This is a genomic window from Nocardiopsis gilva YIM 90087 (assembly GCF_002263495.1).
Lineage (GTDB): Bacteria > Actinomycetota > Actinomycetes > Streptosporangiales > Streptosporangiaceae > Nocardiopsis_C > Nocardiopsis_C gilva.
In genome coordinates this window covers 4,522,005-4,541,293 of the sequence record NZ_CP022753.1, presented here as the reverse complement: position 1 = coordinate 4,541,293, position 19,289 = coordinate 4,522,005, and the positions used below count along the sequence as shown (strand labels likewise).

Here is a 19,289-nt window from a genome sequence, read left to right as displayed (position 1 = left end):
CGCGGTTCGGCCCCAGGCGCGGTGGGTATGGCGTCGTCGGTGCCTTCGAGCACCGATCTCGGACCAACGAGGGGGTGAGCGCATGTCCGGTCTCAAGGACGCCATGGACAAGCTCAAGAAGGCAGCGAGCCAGAACCGCGACAAGGTCGCGAAGGGGGTCGACACCGCTGCCGAAGCCGCCAAGAAGAAAACCGGCGGCAAGTACGACGACAAGATCGACAAGGCCGCCGAAAAGGGCAAGGACTTCGTCGACGAACAGGCCGAGAAGCGGGACGACCGCGACCGCTGACCCCGCTGTGCCACGCGCGTGCCCCGGTCCGTTTCGGGCCGGGGCACACCGCTGTCCGCGGTCTGTGCCGTGTGCTGTCCGGCAGTGCCCGATTGCACATGTTATGAGCTGCGACGATACGGTGTGGGACAGTTCAGTGGGCATTCCCCCCCGATGCAGGAGGTACGACCAGCGGTGTCCCCGTCAGGGAAGCCGTGCCAACTCGTGGTGTGCCGCGGGTGCTGCTGTGGCACAAAGAAGAAGCGGCCGGGTGTCGATCACAAGGGCCAGCTGGAGCGTCTGAGCGGGCTTGAGGACCACGAGGGGCGCCAGGTGCCGGTCCGCGTCAGCAAGTGCCTCGGAATCTGCTTCAAGGCCAACGTGGTGGTCGTACAGCCCTCCGCCCAGGGACGTGCCGGAGGGGGCCGACCGGTCTGGCTCGGCGAGTTCACCGAGGACCGGCTCATCGACGACCTCGACGACTGGATCTTCGAGGGCGGCCCCGGAATCGCGCCGGTGCCGGAGTCCCTGGAGCCCCACCTGACCTCCAAGAACGCCAAGAAGCCGAAGAAGTCCAAGCTTCGGAAGAAGGCGAAGGCCAAGAAGAAGGCCGCGGACGCCGACAGGGCCAAGCGCAAGGACGAGGCGCGGCCCGGGGGCAAGAAGGACAAGAAAAAGAAGAAGGCCAAGAAGGCGAAGAAGTCCGCCACGGCCAAGAAGGCCGACAAGAAGGCCAAGAAGTAGTAGCCATGAGGCGTGGGACGAGCCGCGTGCCCAGTGGGCCCGTCCCACGCCGGTCGGTGATCCGCCCCGCTGGAGCCGTGCTCCGTCAGTCGGCGGCCACGGCCTCCGGTCCGCTCCCGCCGCCCGAGGTCCCGACCTCCGTCGACAGCGGCTTCTCGGTCAGGAAGAACGACAGCACGAACCCGACGACCGCGACCGGGACGGCGTAGTAGAAGATCGGCGCCAGCGCCCCGGCGAACGCGTGCACGATGAACTCGCGCAGCTGGTCGGGGAGGCCCTGGAGCATGTCGGGGGTCATCGAGCTGATGCCCGCCTCACCGCCCTGCGTCGGCAGTTTCCCGGCCGCCTGCGGCGGGAGGTCCGCCATCCGGTCGTTCAACCGGCCGACGAAGATCGACCCGAAGACCGCGATGCCGAACGACGCGCCGATCTGCCGGAAGTAGTTGTTGGCCGACGTCGCCGTTCCCAGGTCCTGCGGCGGCGCGGTGTTCTGCACGATCAGCACCAGGTTCTGCAGCACCATGCCCACACCCAGGCCGAGCAGCAGCATGCCGCTCGCGTTGTACACATAGGGCGTGTCCGCGTCCATGCCGCCGAGCAGGACCAGGCCCGCGATGACCACGCCGGTGCCGATGATCGGCCAGATCCTGTACTTGCCCGTGGTGGCGATCCTCCGCCCGCTGCCGATGGTGGCGACCAGCATGCCGACGACCATGGGGATCATCAGCAGGCCCGACACGGTCGCGCTGACCCCGTTCACCATCTGCAGGAAGGTGGGCAGGTAGGAGACCGTGGAGAACATCGCGATGCCGACGCTGATACCGATGAGTGCGGTCAGCACGAAGTCGCGGTCGCGGAACAGCCGCAGCGGGATGATCGGCTCGGCGGCGCGCCGCTCCGCGGCGACGAACAGGACCGCGGCGACCACGGCGCCGACGCCCAGCCCGATGATCTGCGGGCTGTCCCAGTCGTAGGTGCTGCCGCCCCAGCTGGTGAACAGCACGACGCAGACGCTGGCCGCCGCGAGGAGCAGCGTGCCCAGGTAGTCGAGCTTGGGTTTGGGGCCGACGCGGCGCGGCAGCTGGAGCACGACCGAGGTGACGATGAGCGCTAGGGCGCCCAGCGGCAGGTTGATGTAGAAGATCCAGCGCCAGTCGAGCTGGTCGGTGAACAGCCCGCCGAGCAGCGGACCGGCGATGGAGGAGAACCCGAACACGCCGCCGATGGCGCCCATGTAGCGGCCGCGCTCCCGCGCGGAGACGACCTCGGCGATGATCGACTGAGCGCTGATCATCAGCCCGCCGCCGCCGATGCCCTGCAGCGCGCGGAACAGGATGAGCTGGTTCATGTCCTGGGCCACGCCGCACAGGACCGATCCGACCAGGAACACGATGATGGCGAACTGGAAGACGACCTTGCGCCCGAACAGGTCGCCCGCCTTGCCGTAGATCGGCAGCCCGATCGTGGCGGCCAGCATGTAGGCGGTGATGACCCAGGACAGGTGCTCCAGCCCGTTGAGCTCGCCCACGATGGTGGGCAGGGCGGTGGAGACGATGGTCTGGTCCAGGGCGCCCAGCAGCATCGTCAGCATGACGCCCAGGAAGACCCAGCGGATCTGCTTCTTGGTGAACGGACCGGTGGACGCGTCCGCCGCCGGTGCCGTTGGATCGGGCGGCTGTTGAGCCGCGGGTGTCGATGTCATCGAAGTGGTGCTCGCTTCCCCAGTCGGTTCCTTCGCCGAGGGCGCGCTCGTGCGTAAGGCAGGACCGGACATGTGTGGAACCGGTGCGTGGTCGCCCCGGTGGTCTGCGGGTGGATCGGGTGGTGCGGTGGGTGGGGGGTCCTGGGGTGGGTGGACTGGGGGGAGTCGCCGCCCTCCAATGTGCGTCTTCAGCGGTCCTCGCGGGCCAAGGCACGCCGCAGGACGTCGAAGACCTCGTCGGACATCGCTCGGATGTTCTCCGGGCCCTCCTGGCCGGACCAGGTGGTCCGCTTCATCGTGAAGCGGATCGCGGCCGCCGCCACGGTCGAGAGGAGCTGCGGTCGCAGATCGTCGGCGGCGTCGCCCAGACGGGCGGCGACGGCCTCGGCCACGACCTGCTCCATCGCGTGGAACGTGGCCATGACACGGGGGATGAGCTGGGGTTCCAGCTCGATGAGGCGTTTGCGCTGCCGCAGGTCTTCGAGCAGGGGCAGGGCCTCCTCGTCGTCGATGATCGGCGCGAGGAGGAAGACCTTGAGGTCGTCGACCAGGTCACCGGTGGGCCCCCCGTCGACGAACACCCGCCGCGCCTCCTCTCCGGGGGTGGGCGGCCCATCGCCGATGAGCGCGTCCTCCTTGCCGGAGAAATAGTTGAAGAACGTGCGGGTGGAGACGTCGGCGGCAGCGGCGATGTCGTCCACGGTGACGTGCTCCAGGCCGCGCTCGATCGCCAACTGGACCGCCGCGCGCTGCAATGCCCGGCGGGTCGCGCGCTTCTTGCGCTCGCGGAGCCCCATCGCCGTCACCTCCCTCATCTCCAGAGCTATTTTTGCACCAACTGCAATTTTTCTCAAAACGCACTAATGCGTGATCTGCATCTCGGAGGCCAGTGCGGGGCGGGCGCACGGCCCGATCCGACGCGGGGGAGAGGGCGGGCAGGCGAGGCCGAGCCGACGGCAATCGGCCGATAGTGGCCACACTCGGGGCGGCACGGGGGGCGGGCGTCGCTTAGGCGCGGGACTTCTCCTGGGAGGCGAACTGGGTGCGGTACAGCGCCGTGTACAGGCCGCCATTGGCCAGCAGCTGATCGTGCGTGCCGCGCTCCAGGATCCGGCCGTCCTCCAGCACCAGGATCTGGTCGGCCTCGCGGACCGTCGCCAGGCGGTGCGCGATCACCAGCGAGGTCCGACCGGTCAGCGCGGTCTGCAGCGCCTGCTGCACCGCCGCCTCGGACTCCGAGTCCAGGTGCGCGGTGGCCTCGTCCAGCACCACCACCGACGGGGCCTTCAGCAGCAGCCGCGCGATGGCCAGCCGCTGCTTCTCACCGCCCGAGAGCCGATACCCGCGGTCGCCCACCATCGTGTCCAGCCCATCGGGCAGCGTCTCCAGCAGCCGGCCGAGCTGGGCCGCGCGCATCGCCTCGACCAGCTCCTCATCGGTGGCCTCCGGGCGCGCGTAGCGCAGGTTGCGGCCCACGGTGTCGTGGAAGAGCTGGGCGTCCTGGGTGACCACGCCGACGGCCTCGCGCAGCGACCTCGTCGTGGCCTCGCGCAGGTCCACCCCGCCGATGCGCACCGCTCCCTGCGTCGGGTCGTACAGTCGCGCGACCAGGTGGGTCAGGGTCGTCTTACCGGCGCCCGACGGGCCGACCAGCGCGACCAGCTGCCCCGGTTCGGCGGTGAAGGAGACGTCGCTGAGCACCTGGGTGTCCTCCAGGGTCTCGGCCTGCGGCGTGAGCTCCAGCGACGCCAGGGAGGACTCCTCGGCCCCGGGGTAGCGGAACGACACGCCGTCGAACTGCACGGCCAGCCGCCCCAGGGGCAGGTCGACGGCGTCGTGGTGCTCCGAGATCATCGGTTTGAGGTCGATGATCTCGAAGACCCGGTCGAAGCTGACCAGCGCGGTCATGACCTCCACGTGGACGTTCGACAGCGCCGTGACCGGGGCGTAGAGGCGCGCCAGCAGGGTCGTCAGGGCCACCAGCGTGCCCAACTCGAACGCGCCGTCGATGACCAGGTTGCCGCCGAACCCGTAGACCACGGCCGTGGCCAGCGCGGTGATCAGTCCGAGCAGGGTGAACAGCAGACCCGCGAACACCGCCTGGGTGACCCCGATGTCGCGCACCCGCCCGGCACGCTCGGCGAACCCGGCGGACTCCTCCTCGGGGCGGCCGTACAGCTTGACCAGCATCGCGCCGCCGACGTTGAAGCGCTCGGTCATCAGCGAGCTCATCTCGGCGTTCAGGTCCATACCGTCCCGGGAGACCCCCGCGACCCGGCGCCCGATGAGCTTGGCCGGCAGCACGAACAGGGGGATGAGCAGCAGAGCGAGCAGCGTGATCTGCCAGGAGAGCAGGAGCATCGTGGTGATGACGGCGACCGTGCTGATCAGGTTCGACACCACTGACTGCAGCACCGAGGTGATGGCGCGCTGCGCGCCCACCACATCGGTGTTCAGCCGACTGATCAGCGACCCGGTCTGCGTGCGGGTGAAGAACGCCAGCGGCATCCGCTGTACGTGCGTGAAGACCTGCGTGCGCAGCATGTAGATGACGCCCTCGCCGATGCGCGACGACAGCCACCGCGACGTCAGACTCAGCGCCGCCTCCAGCAGGGCCAGTCCGCCGACGGCCAGCGCCAGCCAGGTGACGAGCCCGGAGTTCCCATGCGCGACACCGCGGTCGATGATCGCCTTGAGCAGCAGGGGGTTGGCGACCACGATCGCCGCGCCGAACGAGGTGGTGATCAGGAAGAACAGGATCGTGCGCCAGTGCGGCCGGGCGTAGGAGACGATCCGGCGGACGATGCCCGGGGGAAGCTGGCTCCTCGTGGCGCTGCCGTCGTTGACCAACGTCCGGTACAGAGGCGGGCCACCCGTCATCATCTGTGCTCTCCACCTTCCGTCTGCGGAACCCGTCGACGCCGTCGCCGGCCGGGGTGCGGGGCGGATCGTGTCCCGCGACTGCGCTCGTCCACTCCCGTTTCGCGGTTCCCGCTCAGCGGGGGAGAGGAGCCCTCACTCACCAGGACGTATCCACCGCATCCGCCCTAACACCGGCGGATCCCGGCTGCTTCCCCCGCATGGCGGGCGCGACTACAGCGAGCGCGCCAGGCGGCCGAGCGCGGCCGTCGTGGACCGCCCCGGCGTCAGCGGCAGCTCCCACGCCTCGGCGCCCAGGGCCGCGGCTCCGCGCCGCTTGGCCTCGGCGTAGGTGTCCCCGGCGGTGAACGCCAGCGCGGCCGGGCTCAGCGGGCGCAGCAGATCGGCGTAGCTTTCCCAGTCGGCGGTCTCGGGCGGGCCGGAGATGATGAACACACCTTCGACACACGCGAGGGCGTCGAGCATCTCGGCGCGCTCGACATCCGGGTTCACCGGTCGTCCCCGCCCCTTCCACGCGCGCACGCGCTCGTCGTCCTCGACACCCACCACGAGGGGCAGGCCGCGGTCGCGGATGGCCGAGAGAAAACGCACGTGCCCGACGTGCAGAACATCGAAGACGCCGGTCACCACGGCGGGCGACACCTCGACGACGGGATCGGAGAACCACCGCGACACCAGTCCGGGCACACGCACGAACAGCGGATCGGGACTCGACATCGACTCAACTTTCGCAACCGGCGCGAACGACCTTCTGGGCCGCCGTGCCGACGGCGCCCGCATCGACAACGTACCCCGCGGCCGCGAATATTCCGCGGAAGGCCCCCTGCGTAAGGGCTGTGAAACGCACCAGGGCCAGGGAGCCGGAGACCTCCGGCTCCCTGGCCCTGGGCCACGTGGAGCGGGCGACGGGAATCGAACCCGCACGGCCAGCTTGGAAGGCTGGAGTTCTACCATTGAACTACGCCCGCATGGCGTCAGCTCGTCAGAGTTTCCTCTAGACTCGTGGAGCCGACGGGGACAACATTACCGTCTCTGTGGGGCTGCTTGTACACATTCGATGGGTACGGGCATGAGTCAACGGGGTGTAGCGCAGCTTGGTTAGCGCGCATGCTTTGGGAGCATGAGGCCGCGGGTTCGAATCCCGCCACCCCGACGAAATGCGGCTCACGGCACGTCGGACGCGTCCGTCCGGCTGCCGTCAGCTCCTGCGCGCCTGCCCTAGACTTGGCGTGATCAGCAGAAAGAACCGCGAATAAGACCCCGCCTCTCGGCAGGTCCCACTGCTCGCCTTCGCAGCCCACGGTCGTCGGCGTATGCCGTACCGTGGCCGGAAGGCATCATGTGGAGTCCAGCTCCCCGTCCGCACGGGGATGGTCCCAGTGGCCGCACGACAGCGTGCCTGTTCGAGCCGGGTCGTCCCGGAAAACAAGCCGGAAATCTAGGAGTACCGCCCCGTGAAGACCGATGTCGAGGAGCTCAGCCCGACCCGGGTCAAGCTGACCATCGAGGTTCCCTTCGAGGAACTCGAGCATGCCTTCGACGTGACTTACAAGTCGCTCGCCAAGCAGGTCCGGATCAAGGGCTTCCGCCCGGGTAAGGCGCCCGCCCGGCTGATCGACCGCTACGTCGGGCGCGGAGCGGTGATCAGCGAAGCGGTGAACCACGCCGTTCCCGAGCTCTACAACGAGGCCATCCAGAAGGAGGAGATCTTCGCGCTCGGCCAGCCCGACGTGGAGGTCACCAAGCTGGAGGACAACGAGGAGATCGCCTTCACCGCCGAGGTCGACATCCGGCCGAAGTTCGAGGTGACCGACTACGAGGGCATCGAGGTGACCGTCGACGACGCCACGGTCACCGACGAGCAGGTCGAGGACCAGCTGTCGAACCTGCGTGAGCGCTTCTCCACCCTCGTCGGTGCGGACCGCCCGGCCGAGTCCGGCGACCACGTCTCCATCGACCTGTCCGCCGCCATCGACGGCGAGAAGCTCGACGACGTCCAGGCCAGCGGCCTGTCCTACGAGGTCGGCACCAACACCATGCTGGACGGCCTCGACGACGCCATCCAGGGCCTGTCCGAGGGCGAGTCCACGACCTTCGCGACCAAGCTGGTCGGCGGCGAGTACGAGGGCAAGGACGCCGAAGTCACCGTCACCGTGCACAGCATCAAGGTCAAGGAGCTCCCCGAGCTCGACGACGAGTTCGCCCAGCTGGCGAGCGAGTTCGACACCATCGAGGAGCTGCGCGGCGACGTCCGCTCCCGCCTGGAGCAGACGCGCCGCCTGCAGCAGCTGTCCCAGGGCCGCGACCGCGCCCTGGAGAAGCTGGTCGACTCGATCGACATCCCGCTGCCCGACGCCGTCATCGAGGACGAGGTCAAGCGCCGCCGCGAGAGCCTGGAGGCGCAGCTCGAGCAGAGCGGTCTGACCAAGGAGTCCTACCTCGAGTCCCAGGAGCAGAGCGAGGAGGAGTTCGAGGAGGAGCTGACCAAGGGCGCCACCTCCGCCGTGAAGGCCGGGTTCATCCTCGACCAGCTCGCGCTGCAGGAGGAGCTCTCCGCCGACAACAACGAGCTCAGCCAGTACGTCGTGGAGCAGGCCCAGCGCATGGGCGTCTCCCCGGACCAGCTGGCCCAGCACCTGGTCGAGTCCAACCAGATCCGCGTCGCCTACACCGAGGTGGTCCGCGCCAAGGCCATGGACCTGGTCCTGGAGAAGGCCAAGATCACCGACGAGTCCGGCAACGTGGTCGAGCAGGAGAGCAAGGCCGACGAGACCGAGGAGTCCGAGGAGTCCGAGGAGACCGCTGCGGACTCCGCTGAGGCCGAGGCCCCCGCGGCCGACGCCGACAAGGACGCGGAGTAGGCCACAGCGCAGGTCGTCACCTCCTGACCCGGCGGCGACGGGCCGGCCATCGGCCGCGCCCGCGCCAGTGGTCATGGGCGAGCCCCGCTCCCACCCCCGTGAGGGGCGGGCGCGGGGCTCGTTCGCTTAGGGCTGCAAAGCCCAAGGTGGCGGGGATGCGACCTGCGCTCAAAGCGAACAGGAAAGCGATCCGTGCGAGCACGCGTCCGAACCGCGTTAGTGTCGCAAGCGTCGCAACCGTTTCGAATCCGGAGCAGGTGACGAGAGTGCCGCCGACCTTCAATGAGTCCATGCGAATCGACGCCCGTACGCCCGAGTCGCCGCTTCCCCCGATCTTCGAGCAGACGTCCCAGCGCCTGCTGCGTGAGCGCATCGTCTTCCTCGGCCAGCAGGTCGACGACGAGATCGCGAACCGCATCGTGGGTGAGCTGCTACTGCTGTCCGCCGAGGACCGGCACAGGGACATCACGCTTTACATCAATTCACCGGGTGGTTCGGTTTACGCCGGCATGGCTATTTACGACGTCATGCAGTACATCCCCAACGATGTCCGCACCGTGGGCATGGGGATGGCCGCATCGATGGGCCAGATGCTGCTTTGCGCGGGTACCACCGGCAAGCGCTACGCGCTGCCGCACACCCGCGTCATGATGCACCAGCCGTCCGGGGGTATCGGAGGGACCGCCTCCGACATCCGGATCCTGGCCGACCAGCTTCTCTACATCAAGAAGATGTTCCTGGAGCGCATCTCGCTGCACACCGGGCAGACCCAGGAGCAGATCGAGAAGGACGCCGACCGGGACCGCTGGTTCACCGCCCAGGAGGCCAAGGAGTACGGCTTCATCGACGAGGTGCTCGAGGGCACCCTCGACGTGACCGGTACGCAGGCCCGTTGATCGGTGAGTCCAGTCCGTGGATAGGCGCTTTTGGGAAGGCCCGAACATGAGCGAGTACAACCTCAGCCCGGCCGGCGGCATGGCGCCGGCGGGTCCGCAGAGCCGCTACGTGCTGCCGTCGTACGTCGAGCGCACGTCGTACGGCGTCAAGGAGATGAATCCGTACAACAAGCTCTTTGAGGAGCGGATCATCTTCGTCGGGGTGCAGATCGACGACACCTCCGCCAACGACATCATGGCGCAGCTGCTCACCCTCGAGCAGATCGACGGCGAGCGCGACATCCAGATGTACATCAACTCGCCGGGCGGGTCGTTCACGGCGCTGATGGCCATCTACGACACCATGCAGTTCGTCCGCCCCGACGTGCAGACGGTGTGTATCGGCCAGGCCGCGTCGGCCGCCGCCGTGCTGCTCGCCGGCGGCACCAAGGGCAAGCGGGGGTGCCTGCCCAACGCGCGGATCCTGATCCACCAGCCCGCGACCGAGGGCACGTTCGGCCCGGCCAGCGACATCGAGATCCAGGCCAACGAGATCATGCGGATCCGTGAGCAGCTGGAGAACACCCTGGCCAAGCACACCGACCGTACCCAGGAGCAGGTCTCCCGCGACATCGAACGCGACAAGATCCTCACGGCGGAGGAAGCCAAGGAGTACGGGATCGTCGACTTCGTGCTCCCGTACCGCAAGACCTCCCTGAAGTAGGGTCGACCCACGGGCGTTGAACGTCGATGTGGACCGGTGAATCCGACACTGCTCGGGCACCGTGTGGTGAAGCCGGTCCACTTCTTCGCCTAGTCTCGACAAGAGCGACGCACAGATCGTCCTGACCATCACTCCGCCGGGAGCGCATATCCTGCAATAGCGGTAGCTTGCTTTACTACAGGGCACGCCATCCGCGTGGGATGCGCCGGGAGCGCGAGACGCGGTCCGCCGCATTGCGGGCGGAGGAGATGGCGGGGCGGCCTACGTTTTAAGGAGAAGCTGGGTGGCACGCATCGGCGACGGTGGAGACCTGCTGAAGTGCTCGTTCTGTGGCAAGAGCCAGAAGCAGGTGAAGAAGCTCATTGCCGGCCCCGGCGTCTACATCTGCGATGAATGCATTGATCTGTGCAATGAGATCATCGAAGAGGAACTCGCCGACGCCACCGAGCTCACCTGGGACAGCCTTCCCAAGCCGCGGGAGATCTACGAGTTCCTCGATTCGTATGTCATCGGGCAGGAACAGGCGAAGAAGGCGCTGTCAGTCGCGGTCTACAACCATTACAAACGCGTCCGTTCCGAGGGTGACCGCCCTCGCGAGGAGGACGTAGAGATCGCCAAGTCCAACATCCTGCTCCTGGGTCCCACCGGATCCGGCAAGACCCTGCTGGCCCAAACCCTGGCCAAGATCCTCAACGTCCCCTTCGCGATCGCCGACGCCACCGCCCTCACCGAGGCCGGGTACGTCGGCGAAGACGTCGAGAACATCCTGCTCAAGCTGATCCAGGCGGCCGACTACGACGTCAAGAAGGCCGAGACCGGGATCATCTACATCGACGAGGTCGACAAGGTCGCCCGCAAGAGCGAGAACCCGTCGATCACCCGCGACGTCTCCGGCGAGGGCGTGCAGCAGGCGCTGCTGAAGATCCTGGAGGGCACCACCGCGAGCGTGCCGCCGCAGGGCGGGCGCAAGCACCCGCACCAGGAGTTCATCCAGATCGACACCACGAACGTGCTCTTCATCTGCGGCGGTGCGTTCGCCGGTCTGGAGAAGATCATCGAGTCGCGGGTCGGGCGCCAGGGCATGGGCTTCAACGCCGTGATCCGGCCCAAGATCGAGCAGTCCGAGGACCAGTTCTCCGAGGTCATGCCCGAGGACCTGCTGAAGTTCGGGATGATCCCGGAGTTCGTGGGCCGACTGCCGGTCATCACCAGCGTGCACAACCTCGACCGCGCCGCGCTCATCCGCATCCTCACCGAGCCGCGCAACGCCCTGGTCAAGCAGTACCAGCGGCTGTTCGAGCTGGACAACGTCGAGCTGGAGTTCACCGACGACGCCCTGGACGCCATCGCCGAGCAGGGCATCATCCGCGGCACCGGCGCCCGCGGCCTGCGCGCCATCATCGAGGAGGTCCTGCTCTCGGTGATGTACGAGGTGCCCAGCCGCGAGGACGTCGGCCAGGTGATCATCACCCGCGAGGCCGTCCTGGAGCACGTCAACCCCACCATCGTCCCCCGCACCGAGGCCGGCCCGGAGCGCGAGGAGAAGAGCGCCTAGGGCGTCCGAGCCGCCGACCACGCGCGTACTGACGGCCGCCGGTTCCACCGGCGGCCGTCACGTGTTTCGGGAACGGCGGCGCCGACGCTAGTCGACGGCCTCGCGCATCCGCTTGATCTCGGCGTTCTGCTCGGCGATGACGTCACCGGCGAACTTCAGGATGGCCGTGTTCTTGCCATCGATGCTGATGTCCTCGGCCATGTCGACGCCGCCCTGGTGGTGGGCGATCATCAGCTCGGCGAAGAGCTCGTCGAACTCCGTGCCCGTGGCCTTGCTCAGGTCGTCCATCTGCTTCTCGGTGGCCATGCCGGGCATCTGGGAGTGGTCGAGGTTCGTGGGGCAGGTGACGTCTCCCCTGTGGTGGGAGCCCCCGCCGTCCTCCTCGTCCTTGTTGAGGCCGCAGTAGTTCTGGTGGTTGGAGTTCTCGCGGGCGGGCGCGTAGACGTGCTCCTCCAGCCAGCCCTCCATGAACTCGATCTCCGCGCTCTGGGCGGCGGCGATGCGGTCGGCGATCTTCGTGATCGCCTCGCCCTCGGCCCGCTCCTCGGCGAGGTCGGACATTTCCAGGGCCTGGCTGTGGTGTTCGATCATCTGCAGCATGAAGTCGACGTCGGCCTTGTTGTGTCCGGTCTCCTTGGCGGCGTTCGCCAACCGCTCCTCAGAGGCGGGGGTGGGCGAATCGCCGGGGGCGCCGGGGTCCAGGGCGGGCGGGCCGTCCGCGCCCTCCTCCCCGGATCCGGAGCAGGCCGCCGCTCCCGCGAGCACCAGGGCGGCACCCGCCGCCAGCATCCAACGCCGCACGGACGGCTCCTTCCGGTTCGGGCCCGATGACGCGCGGCCCTGATCGATATCGAGCAACCTTGCGCGGCCGCACCGGCCGTCCCCGGAGTTTCTACTCGTCCGATGTGTGATTTGTCCAGTATCCCGATGGTTCGCCCCAGGTAACGGGTGTGTGATCGTATCTCGGGCGATGGGTGGCAAATTGTCCAGACTTCATCTTGGGATGCGGCAACTCTGTACAACAAGCCGGAAGAGTATGTAGTTTTCTGATGTTTCGGCGTGCATCGGAATAAAGGAGTCCAGATGCCCACATCCCCCACGCCATCCCCGAGAAGACCCGTTCGGTCACAAGCCAGACGCACCCTTCTCACCTTCGCCGGAGCCGCGTCCCTGGTCCTGGGGGCGGTAGCCGCGCCCGCCGCGGCCCTGGACGGCTCCAGCGCTGACGACGTCGAGACCAGCGACAACGTCACCCACGTGGCGAATTTCCCCAAACCCTCACCGGTGGACAACACCAACTCCGACCTCGCGTTCACCGGCGACTACGCGATCTCCGGAAACTACGACGGCTTCGTCATCTACGACATTTCCACCCCCGAATCCCCGAAGATCGTCAGCACCGTGCTGTGCGAAGGGGGCCAGGGCGACGTCACCGTCAGCGGTGACCTGCTGTATTTCTCCGTCGACTACCCGCGGGCGGGTGAGGAGTGCGGCGCGGCGCAGAGCTCCCCGGCGGACCCCAACGCCTTCGAGGGCATGCGGATCTTCGACATCTCTGACAAGTCGGCGCCGAAGTACGTTTCGGCCGTGCGGACCGACTGCGGCTCGCACACCAACACGCTGGTGCCGGGCAAGGACGGCGAGACGGACTACATCTACGTGTCCTCCTACGCGCCCTCCGACCGGTACCCCAACTGCCAGACGCCGCACGACAAGATCACGATCATCGAGGTCGACAAGAACGACCCGGCCTCGGCGGCGATCGTGAACGAGCCGGTGCTCTTCCCGGACGGCGGCAACCACGACCAGCCCGGCCTGCTGCGGCCGACCGAAGGCTGCCACGACCTCACCAGCTACCCGTCGAAGGACATCGCCGCCGGTGCCTGCATGGGCGACGGCATCCTCATGGACATCAGCGACCCGGTGAACCCGGTGGTGACCGAGCGCGTGCGGGACGAGAACTTCGCGTTCTGGCACTCGGCGACCTTCACCAACGACGCCACGACCGTCCTGTTCCACGACGAGCTCGGCGGTGGCGGTGCCGCCACGTGCAACGAGCGCATCGGCCCCCAGCGCGGTGCCGACGCGATCTACTCCCTCAAGGGCGGCAAGCTCGACTTCGAGGGCTACTACAAGCTGCCGCGCCACCAGACCAACGCCGAGAACTGCGTGGCGCACAACGGCTCGCTGATCCCGGTCCCGGGCCAGAACTTCTTCGTACAGGCCTGGTACCAGGGCGGCGTCTCCATCATCGACTTCAACGACCCGAGCGACCCCAAGGAGATCGGCTACTTCGACCGCGGCCCCGTCAACGAGGACCGGCTCGTGAGCGGCGGCAGCTGGTCGGCGTACTACTACAATGGCTACATCTACTCCAACGAGATCGCCCGAGGGTTCGACGTCCTCAAGGTCGACGACCGGCGGCTCAAGCCGGCCGAGAAGGTCACCTACGAGGAGTTCAACCCGCAGAGCCAGCCGCGCTACAAGCCCGGCCGCTAGATAGCGAGCACACGCCTGGCGGGGACCTCGTGATCCCGCACGAGCGCTGACAGGCCGGTGGCCCGCGATCCCGAGAGGACCGCGGGCCACCGTGTGTCCGGCCATCGGCGCGGCGCCCGCCCGCTGATTCGCGGGTGCCGCCGCTGGACGGGAGAGGTCAGGCGGAGAACAGCCGCTCGGTCTCGGCGTCGATGACGTCCAGCACGCGGCCGGTGAAGTACACCGTGCCCAGCACCAGCACGTGCTCACCGAGGGCGGTGATGTCGGCCTGGGTCAGCGCCGCGGCCTCGATGACGTTCCACGCGGCCGGACGGTCGTGCTCGAAGCGCAGGTGCTCTTCGGGCAGCCGGGCGAACGTCACCGGGATGGACCCGAGCTCCGCGATCGCACCGTCGACGTCCTTGTGGTCCGGGAAGCAGATCAGCGCGTGGTCGACGCGCGGCCACACCCGCCGCGCGTGCTCCAGCGCCACCTGGATACCGGTGCGGTTGATCGCCGAGTCGATGAGCAGCTCGGTGCCGCCGACCGTGTGCCGGGAGAGCCGCGCGGGCAGCCGCAGTGAGGACAGCACCCCGTGCAGCCGCTCAGGGGAGGCCGGTTCCTGGCCCAGGACCGCCAGCATCCGCTCCGCGGCCGCACAGCCCAGCTCCGCCGACGCCGCCGACAGACCAGGCGGGAGCACCTCCGGCGCGGGACCCTGACCCGACCCGGGCCGCACCACGTCGGGCCGCACCCGCCCCGACGTCACCTCGGCCACGGCGCGGTCCACGACCTCGGCCACCTCCTCGGTCTGTGCCAGCCGGACGAACCCCTCGGTCCGCTCCCCGGCCACGCGCGCCTTCTCCCACGCGATCTCGGCCACCGTGTCCCCCAGCAGCCCCACGTGTTCGGCGAAGACCTTCGCCATCGCCACCACCCGCGGCTCCAGCAACCGCAGCTCGTCGCGGTGCCCGCCGATCCCCGCCTCGACAACGCAGACATCGGCGCCGCGGCGCTCCGCCTCCAGCAGACCGGCGGTCATGAACAGCGCGTTGGGGGAGAGGTAGCCGTCCTCCGACGGCGGCCCCAGGCGCTCCCGGGCCTTCTCGATGCGCTGGGCGATCTCGTCCAGTGCGGCCTCGTCGATCGCCACGCCGTTGAAGCGGACACGCTCCCGGTGGCTGCGGAAGCTCGGGCCCGTGACCGTTACCACGTTCAGCCCCGCGGCGGCCAGGCAGGCCGACGCGTAGGTGGCGGTCGTCCCCTTCCCCTTGGACCCCACGACCCCCAGCACGGGGGGTTCGGAGATGTCCAGCTCACGCCGCAGGTCCAGGGCGCGGGACAGGCTGCGGTGGTAGCCCTGGCGCTTGAGGCGCCATTCGGAGAAGAAGGTCTCGAAGCTCGGCATGCCCTTAGTAATACAACACCCGCGCGGCCGGGCCGACTCCCGTTCGGCCAGCGCCGACCAGCGCGGCTGTGTTCGTGCCGCGCTCACGCACCTCGCTCGCGTGGTGTGCGTGTCCGGCCACGTGAATGAGTAGGCTGAGGGACGTGCAGACCCCGATCCATCTCCCGTCGTGAGTAGCAAGGGCGCCGACGAGCGCTACACCCAGGTCATGGCCGAGATCACCGCTCGGCGCGTCGAGACCGACATCGAGCCGTCGACCGACCGCATCCGAGCCCTTCTCGACCTGCTCGGCGAACCGCAGCGCGCCTACCGCACCATCCACCTGACGGGGACGAACGGCAAGACGTCCACCGCGCGGATGATCGACGCGCTCCTGCGTGAGCGCCAGCTGCGCGTCGGCCGCTACACCAGCCCGCACCTGCGCACCATGCGCGAGCGGATCGTCATCGACGGCGAGCCCATCTCCGAGGAGCAGTTCGTCGCCGCCTACGACGACATCCGGCCCTACGTCGACATGGTCGACGCCGACTCCGACGTGCCGCTGTCGTTCTTCGAGGTGCTCACCGCCATGGCCTACGCCGTGTTCGCGGACACCCCGGTGGACGTGGCCGTCGTCGAGGTCGGCATGGGCGGCAGCTGGGACGCCACCAACGTGGTGGACGCCGACGTCGCCGTGGTCACCCCCATCGCCATCGACCACACCGAGTTCCTGCCCGACACCGTCGAGGGCATCGCCGAGGAGAAGGCCGGGATCATCAAGCCCGGCTCGGTCGCCGTTCTGGCCCAGCAGCAGCTTCCGGCCGCCGAGGTGCTGCTGCGGCACGCCGCGGAGACCGGCGCCCATGTGGCCCGTGAGGGGCTGGAGTTCGGCGTCGTGCAGCGCGAGGTCGCGGTAGGCGGCCAGCAGCTCTCGATCAAGGGGCTGCGCGGCGGCTACGAGGGGATCTTCCTGCCGCTGTTCGGCGGCTACCAGGCCGGGAACGCGGCCGTGGCCATCGCGGCCGTCGAGGCGTTCGCCGCCCCCGCCGAGGGCGACGAGCGGCTGGACCCGGAGCTCGTGTCGACCGCGCTGTCCGGGGTGGAGTCGCCGGGCCGCCTGGAGGTCGTGCGGACCAGCCCCACCGTGCTGGTGGACGCCGCGCACAACCCGGCGGGCATGGCGGCGTCGGCGGAGACGCTGCAGGAGGCCTTCGGGTTCACCCGCCTCGTGGGGGTCGTCGCGATCATGGAGGACAAGGATGTCGAGGGCATCCTGGAGCCGCTCGAACCCCTTCTCTCCCAGGTTGTGGTCACCCGAAACTCCTCGCCGCGCAGCCTCAGCCCCGAGGGACTCCGCAACATCGCGGAGCCGATCTTCGGCGCCGAGCGGGTGCACGTGTCCCCGCGGCTCGACCACGCCATCGACCTGGGCGTCACCCTGGCCGAGGAGACCGGCGAGTTCGGCGGCACCGGTGTCCTGATCAGCGGCTCGGTCGTCACCGCCGGGGACGCCCTCCACCTCATGAAGGGGGAGCGCTAACCATGCGGACGATCTGCGCGGTCGTGCTCGCCTTCGAGGTCATCGTCATCGGCCTGGCCATCCCGGTGGCCATCCAGCTCGGCGGGTACTCCCCGGCGCTGGCCGGCGGCGTGTGGGGCGGACTGGCCGCCGCGGCGCTGGTGCTCGCCGCGCTGCAGCGCTTCCGCTGGGGCTTCTACGCCGCCTGGGTGCTCCAGGCGGCCTTCCTGGCCAGCGGTTTCCTCGTCCCGGGACTGGCGGTGCTGGGCGTTATCTTCGTCGGGCTGTGGATTGCGGGGGTCATGCTCGGGCGGCGTACCGATGCCATGAAGGCGGCCTACGCGGCAGCGGCCGAGAGCGACGCGCAGGCGAACTCCGCGCCGAATTCGGGGGGATGAGCCGACCTCTCCACCTTCCCCTCGGGCCGCTGTCGGCGCCCCGTCTTCCGAATCCCTTGCGCACTCAGCCGTTCCGCCTCGGAAAGGGTTGGTAAGGCGATAGGGTTACGGATGGCCGGGTCGGCGGTCGTCGCAGCTCTTCCCCCTGTTTCGGGCGCGGTGTCCTCCTGCCGAGTCCCCGCCGATCATCAGCTATCAGCCGAGGAGAGAAGTACCGTGGAGCGCACCCTTGTCCTGATCAAACCCGATGGCGTTCGCCGCAACATCATCGGGGAGGTCATCAGCCGCATCGAGCGCCGTGGCCTCAAGATCATCGCGATGGACCTGCGCACGCTGACGCCCGACATCGCCAAGACGCACTACGAAGAGCACGCTGAGCGCCCCTTCTTCGAGTCGCTTGTCGAGTTCATCACCGGCGGGCCGCTGGTCGCCATGGTGGTCGAGGGCGAGCGCGCCGTCGAGGCCTTCCGCGCGCTGGCCGGTGCCACCGACCCCGTCGCCGCCGGTCCCGGAACCATCCGCGGTGACTTCGCGCTGGAGGTCCAGCAGAACATCGTGCACGGCTCCGACTCCACCTACTCGGCCGAGCGCGAGATCAAGCTGTTCTTCCCGGACCTGGCCGCCTGATCCATTCCGACGCCGGGGAACCCGGCGCCGGGCACCGCCCGGCGCCTATTCCGCCTTGCCGGGCTGTGGCCAGGCATTTTCTGTCCTTGACAGCCCCATCAATTCGGTGTGTTTAGCGTAACCATCGAAGTGCCGAGCGTTACGATACGGGTACTGAATCCGCTTCGTGCAGGAACGAGACCGTATTGGCCGCCCCATGGGTGCAGCACCTGATTTGGTGCCGCTGAGGACGATTCATGACCAACAATCTCGCCTTTCTCGGCCGTGACATGGCGGTCGACCTCGGGACCGCGAACACCCTGGTGTACGTGCGTGGACGAGGGATCGTGCTGAACGAGCCCTCGGTCGTCGCGCTGAACACCTCGACGGGAAAGATCGTCGCGGTCGGCATCGAGGCGAAACAGATGATCGGGCGGACACCCAGTAACATCACGGCCGTCCGGCCGCTCAAGGACGGCGTCATTGCCGACTTTGAGATCACCGAGCGCATGCTGCGCTATTTCATTCAGAAGATCCACCGTAGACGGCATTTCGCCAAGCCCCGCGTGATTGTGGCCGTGCCGAGCGGGATCACCTCAGTGGAGCACCGGGCCGTCAAAGAAGCCGGATACCAGGCCGGGGCGCGCCGCGTGTACATCATCGAGGAGCCCATGGCCGCCGCCATCGGCGCGGGGCTTCCGGTCCACGAGCCCACCGGAAACATGGTCGTCGACATCGGCGGCGGCACCACCGAGGTGGCGGTCATCTCCATGGGCGGCATCGTGACGTCCCAGTCCATCCGGGTCGGCGGCGACGAGCTCGACGAGGCCATAATGACCTTCGTCAAGAAGGAGCACTCCCTGATGATCGGGGAGCGCACCGCCGAGGAGATCAAGCTCGCCATCGGCTCGGCGTATCCCACCGGAACCGAGGAGCTGCACGCCGAGGTGCGCGGGCGCGACCTGATCAGCGGGCTGCCCAAGACCGTGGTCCTCTCGGCCGTCGAGATCCGCCAGGCCATCGAGGAACCCGTCACCGCGATCATCGACGCGGTGCGGACCTCACTCGACAAATGCCCGCCCGAGCTGTCGGGCGACATCATGGACCGGGGGATCGCCGTAGCGGGCGGAGGCGCCCTGCTACGGGGGCTCGACGACCGGCTACGCCACGAGACCGGAATGCCGATCCACCTCGCTGAGAACGCCCTCGACTCGGTCGCCATCGGGTCGGGCACCTGCGTCGAGAACTATGAGCGCCTCAGTCAGGTGCTGGTCCCGGAACGGCGGCGGTGA

General features: G+C 68.2%; 17 protein-coding genes and 2 tRNA genes. 12 read left to right on the top strand and 7 right to left on the bottom strand.

The annotated features are described in order from the left end of the window. The first annotated feature begins 82 nt into the window (after positions 1-82). Both CDO52_RS20400 and CDO52_RS20395 read left to right on the top strand, forming a co-directional pair. Positions 83-289 (top strand): antitoxin, encoded by a 207-nt coding sequence (locus CDO52_RS20400; RefSeq protein WP_017620781.1) that lies wholly within the window; start codon positions 83-85, stop codon positions 287-289. 174 nt (positions 290-463) lie between these two features. Beyond that, complete coding sequence (locus tag CDO52_RS20395; protein ID WP_026126190.1) at positions 464-1,012, top strand: hypothetical protein; 549 nt, start codon at positions 464-466, stop codon at positions 1,010-1,012. 85 nt (positions 1,013-1,097) lie between these two features. Here the strand turns inward: CDO52_RS20395 and CDO52_RS20390 are convergent, their stop codons facing one another. The 5 genes from CDO52_RS20390 to CDO52_RS20370 form a co-directional block, all read right to left on the bottom strand. Further along, positions 1,098-2,714 carry an MDR family MFS transporter gene (locus CDO52_RS20390; RefSeq protein WP_017620779.1) on the bottom strand — a complete coding sequence of 539 codons (1,617 nt, stop codon included), beginning with the start codon at positions 2,712-2,714 and terminating at the stop codon, positions 1,098-1,100. Positions 2,715-2,902: 188 nt separating this feature from the next. After that, positions 2,903-3,529, bottom strand: a complete 627-nt coding sequence (locus CDO52_RS20385) for a TetR/AcrR family transcriptional regulator (RefSeq protein ID WP_232524262.1) — start codon at positions 3,527-3,529, stop codon at positions 2,903-2,905. A 193-nt stretch (positions 3,530-3,722) separates the two neighbouring features. Next, positions 3,723-5,594: an ABC transporter ATP-binding protein gene (locus tag CDO52_RS20380; protein WP_026126189.1), complete on the bottom strand. Its 1,872-nt coding sequence runs from the start codon at positions 5,592-5,594 to the stop codon at positions 3,723-3,725. Between the two features lie 213 nt (positions 5,595-5,807). Further along, positions 5,808-6,311 (bottom strand): adenylyltransferase/cytidyltransferase family protein, encoded by a 504-nt coding sequence (locus CDO52_RS20375; protein ID WP_017620776.1) that lies wholly within the window; start codon positions 6,309-6,311, stop codon positions 5,808-5,810. Between the two features lie 177 nt (positions 6,312-6,488). Then, positions 6,489-6,562 (bottom strand) — tRNA-Gly (locus CDO52_RS20370). A gap of 110 nt (positions 6,563-6,672) precedes the next feature. Here CDO52_RS20370 and CDO52_RS20365 point away from each other — a divergent pair. From CDO52_RS20365 to clpX, 5 genes are all read left to right on the top strand, one after another. Beyond that, a tRNA-Pro gene (locus tag CDO52_RS20365) sits at positions 6,673-6,747 on the top strand. Positions 6,748-7,048: 301 nt separating this feature from the next. Further along, positions 7,049-8,455, top strand: coding sequence for a trigger factor (gene tig / locus CDO52_RS20360; protein WP_017620775.1), 1,407 nt, complete (start codon positions 7,049-7,051; stop codon positions 8,453-8,455). 290 nt (positions 8,456-8,745) lie between these two features. Continuing rightward, positions 8,746-9,351, top strand: a complete 606-nt coding sequence (locus CDO52_RS20355; protein ID WP_051060891.1) for a ClpP family protease — start codon at positions 8,746-8,748, stop codon at positions 9,349-9,351. 46 nt (positions 9,352-9,397) lie between these two features. Beyond that, positions 9,398-10,054, top strand: coding sequence for an ATP-dependent Clp protease proteolytic subunit (locus CDO52_RS20350; RefSeq protein WP_017620773.1), 657 nt, complete (start codon positions 9,398-9,400; stop codon positions 10,052-10,054). 283 nt (positions 10,055-10,337) lie between these two features. Next, positions 10,338-11,609 (top strand): ATP-dependent Clp protease ATP-binding subunit ClpX, encoded by a 1,272-nt coding sequence (gene clpX, locus CDO52_RS20345; RefSeq protein WP_017620772.1) that lies wholly within the window; start codon positions 10,338-10,340, stop codon positions 11,607-11,609. A gap of 87 nt (positions 11,610-11,696) precedes the next feature. Here the strand turns inward: clpX and CDO52_RS20340 are convergent, their stop codons facing one another. Continuing rightward, complete coding sequence (locus CDO52_RS20340) at positions 11,697-12,410, bottom strand: DUF305 domain-containing protein (RefSeq protein ID WP_026126186.1); 714 nt, start codon at positions 12,408-12,410, stop codon at positions 11,697-11,699. Between the two features lie 282 nt (positions 12,411-12,692). On the opposite strand from CDO52_RS20340, the gene CDO52_RS20335 reads away from it, so the two are divergent. Next, positions 12,693-14,108 (top strand): LVIVD repeat-containing protein, encoded by a 1,416-nt coding sequence (locus tag CDO52_RS20335; RefSeq protein WP_017620770.1) that lies wholly within the window; start codon positions 12,693-12,695, stop codon positions 14,106-14,108. 157 nt (positions 14,109-14,265) lie between these two features. Here CDO52_RS20335 and CDO52_RS20330 read toward each other — a convergent pair whose 3' ends face one another. Next, positions 14,266-15,495, bottom strand: a complete 1,230-nt coding sequence (locus tag CDO52_RS20330; protein WP_017620769.1) for a folylpolyglutamate synthase/dihydrofolate synthase family protein — start codon at positions 15,493-15,495, stop codon at positions 14,266-14,268. Between the two features lie 208 nt (positions 15,496-15,703). Between CDO52_RS20330 and CDO52_RS20325 the strand changes: the two genes are divergently transcribed. From CDO52_RS20325 to CDO52_RS20310, 4 genes are all read left to right on the top strand, one after another. Continuing rightward, complete coding sequence (locus CDO52_RS20325) at positions 15,704-17,014, top strand: bifunctional folylpolyglutamate synthase/dihydrofolate synthase (RefSeq protein WP_094932860.1); 1,311 nt, start codon at positions 15,704-15,706, stop codon at positions 17,012-17,014. Positions 17,015-17,016: 2 nt separating this feature from the next. Then, positions 17,017-17,391, top strand: a complete 375-nt coding sequence (locus CDO52_RS20320) for a DUF4233 domain-containing protein (protein ID WP_017620766.1) — start codon at positions 17,017-17,019, stop codon at positions 17,389-17,391. A 216-nt stretch (positions 17,392-17,607) separates the two neighbouring features. Next, positions 17,608-18,018, top strand: coding sequence for a nucleoside-diphosphate kinase (ndk, locus tag CDO52_RS20315; protein WP_017620765.1), 411 nt, complete (start codon positions 17,608-17,610; stop codon positions 18,016-18,018). Positions 18,019-18,254: 236 nt separating this feature from the next. Continuing rightward, positions 18,255-19,289 carry a rod shape-determining protein gene (locus CDO52_RS20310; protein WP_017620764.1) on the top strand — a complete coding sequence of 345 codons (1,035 nt, stop codon included), beginning with the start codon at positions 18,255-18,257 and terminating at the stop codon, positions 19,287-19,289.

Coding starts and splice junctions, on each gene's coding strand:
- CDO52_RS20400 (WP_017620781.1), top strand. CDS start 83: ATGTCCGGTCTCAAGGACGCCATGGACAAGCTCAAGAAGGCAGCGAGC.
- CDO52_RS20390 (WP_017620779.1), bottom strand. CDS start 2,714: ATGACATCGACACCCGCGGCTCAACAGCCGCCCGATCCAACGGCACCG.
- CDO52_RS20385 (WP_232524262.1), bottom strand. CDS start 3,529: ATGAGGGAGGTGACGGCGATGGGGCTCCGCGAGCGCAAGAAGCGCGCG.
- CDO52_RS20380 (WP_026126189.1), bottom strand. CDS start 5,594: ATGACGGGTGGCCCGCCTCTGTACCGGACGTTGGTCAACGACGGCAGC.
- CDO52_RS20375 (WP_017620776.1), bottom strand. CDS start 6,311: ATGTCGAGTCCCGATCCGCTGTTCGTGCGTGTGCCCGGACTGGTGTCG.
- CDO52_RS20355 (WP_051060891.1), top strand. CDS start 8,746: ATGCGAATCGACGCCCGTACGCCCGAGTCGCCGCTTCCCCCGATCTTC.
- CDO52_RS20350 (WP_017620773.1), top strand. CDS start 9,398: ATGAGCGAGTACAACCTCAGCCCGGCCGGCGGCATGGCGCCGGCGGGT.
- CDO52_RS20335 (WP_017620770.1), top strand. CDS start 12,693: ATGCCCACATCCCCCACGCCATCCCCGAGAAGACCCGTTCGGTCACAA.
- CDO52_RS20330 (WP_017620769.1), bottom strand. CDS start 15,495: ATGCCGAGCTTCGAGACCTTCTTCTCCGAATGGCGCCTCAAGCGCCAG.
- CDO52_RS20325 (WP_094932860.1), top strand. CDS start 15,704: ATGGCCGAGATCACCGCTCGGCGCGTCGAGACCGACATCGAGCCGTCG.
- CDO52_RS20320 (WP_017620766.1), top strand. CDS start 17,017: ATGCGGACGATCTGCGCGGTCGTGCTCGCCTTCGAGGTCATCGTCATC.
- CDO52_RS20310 (WP_017620764.1), top strand. CDS start 18,255: ATGACCAACAATCTCGCCTTTCTCGGCCGTGACATGGCGGTCGACCTC.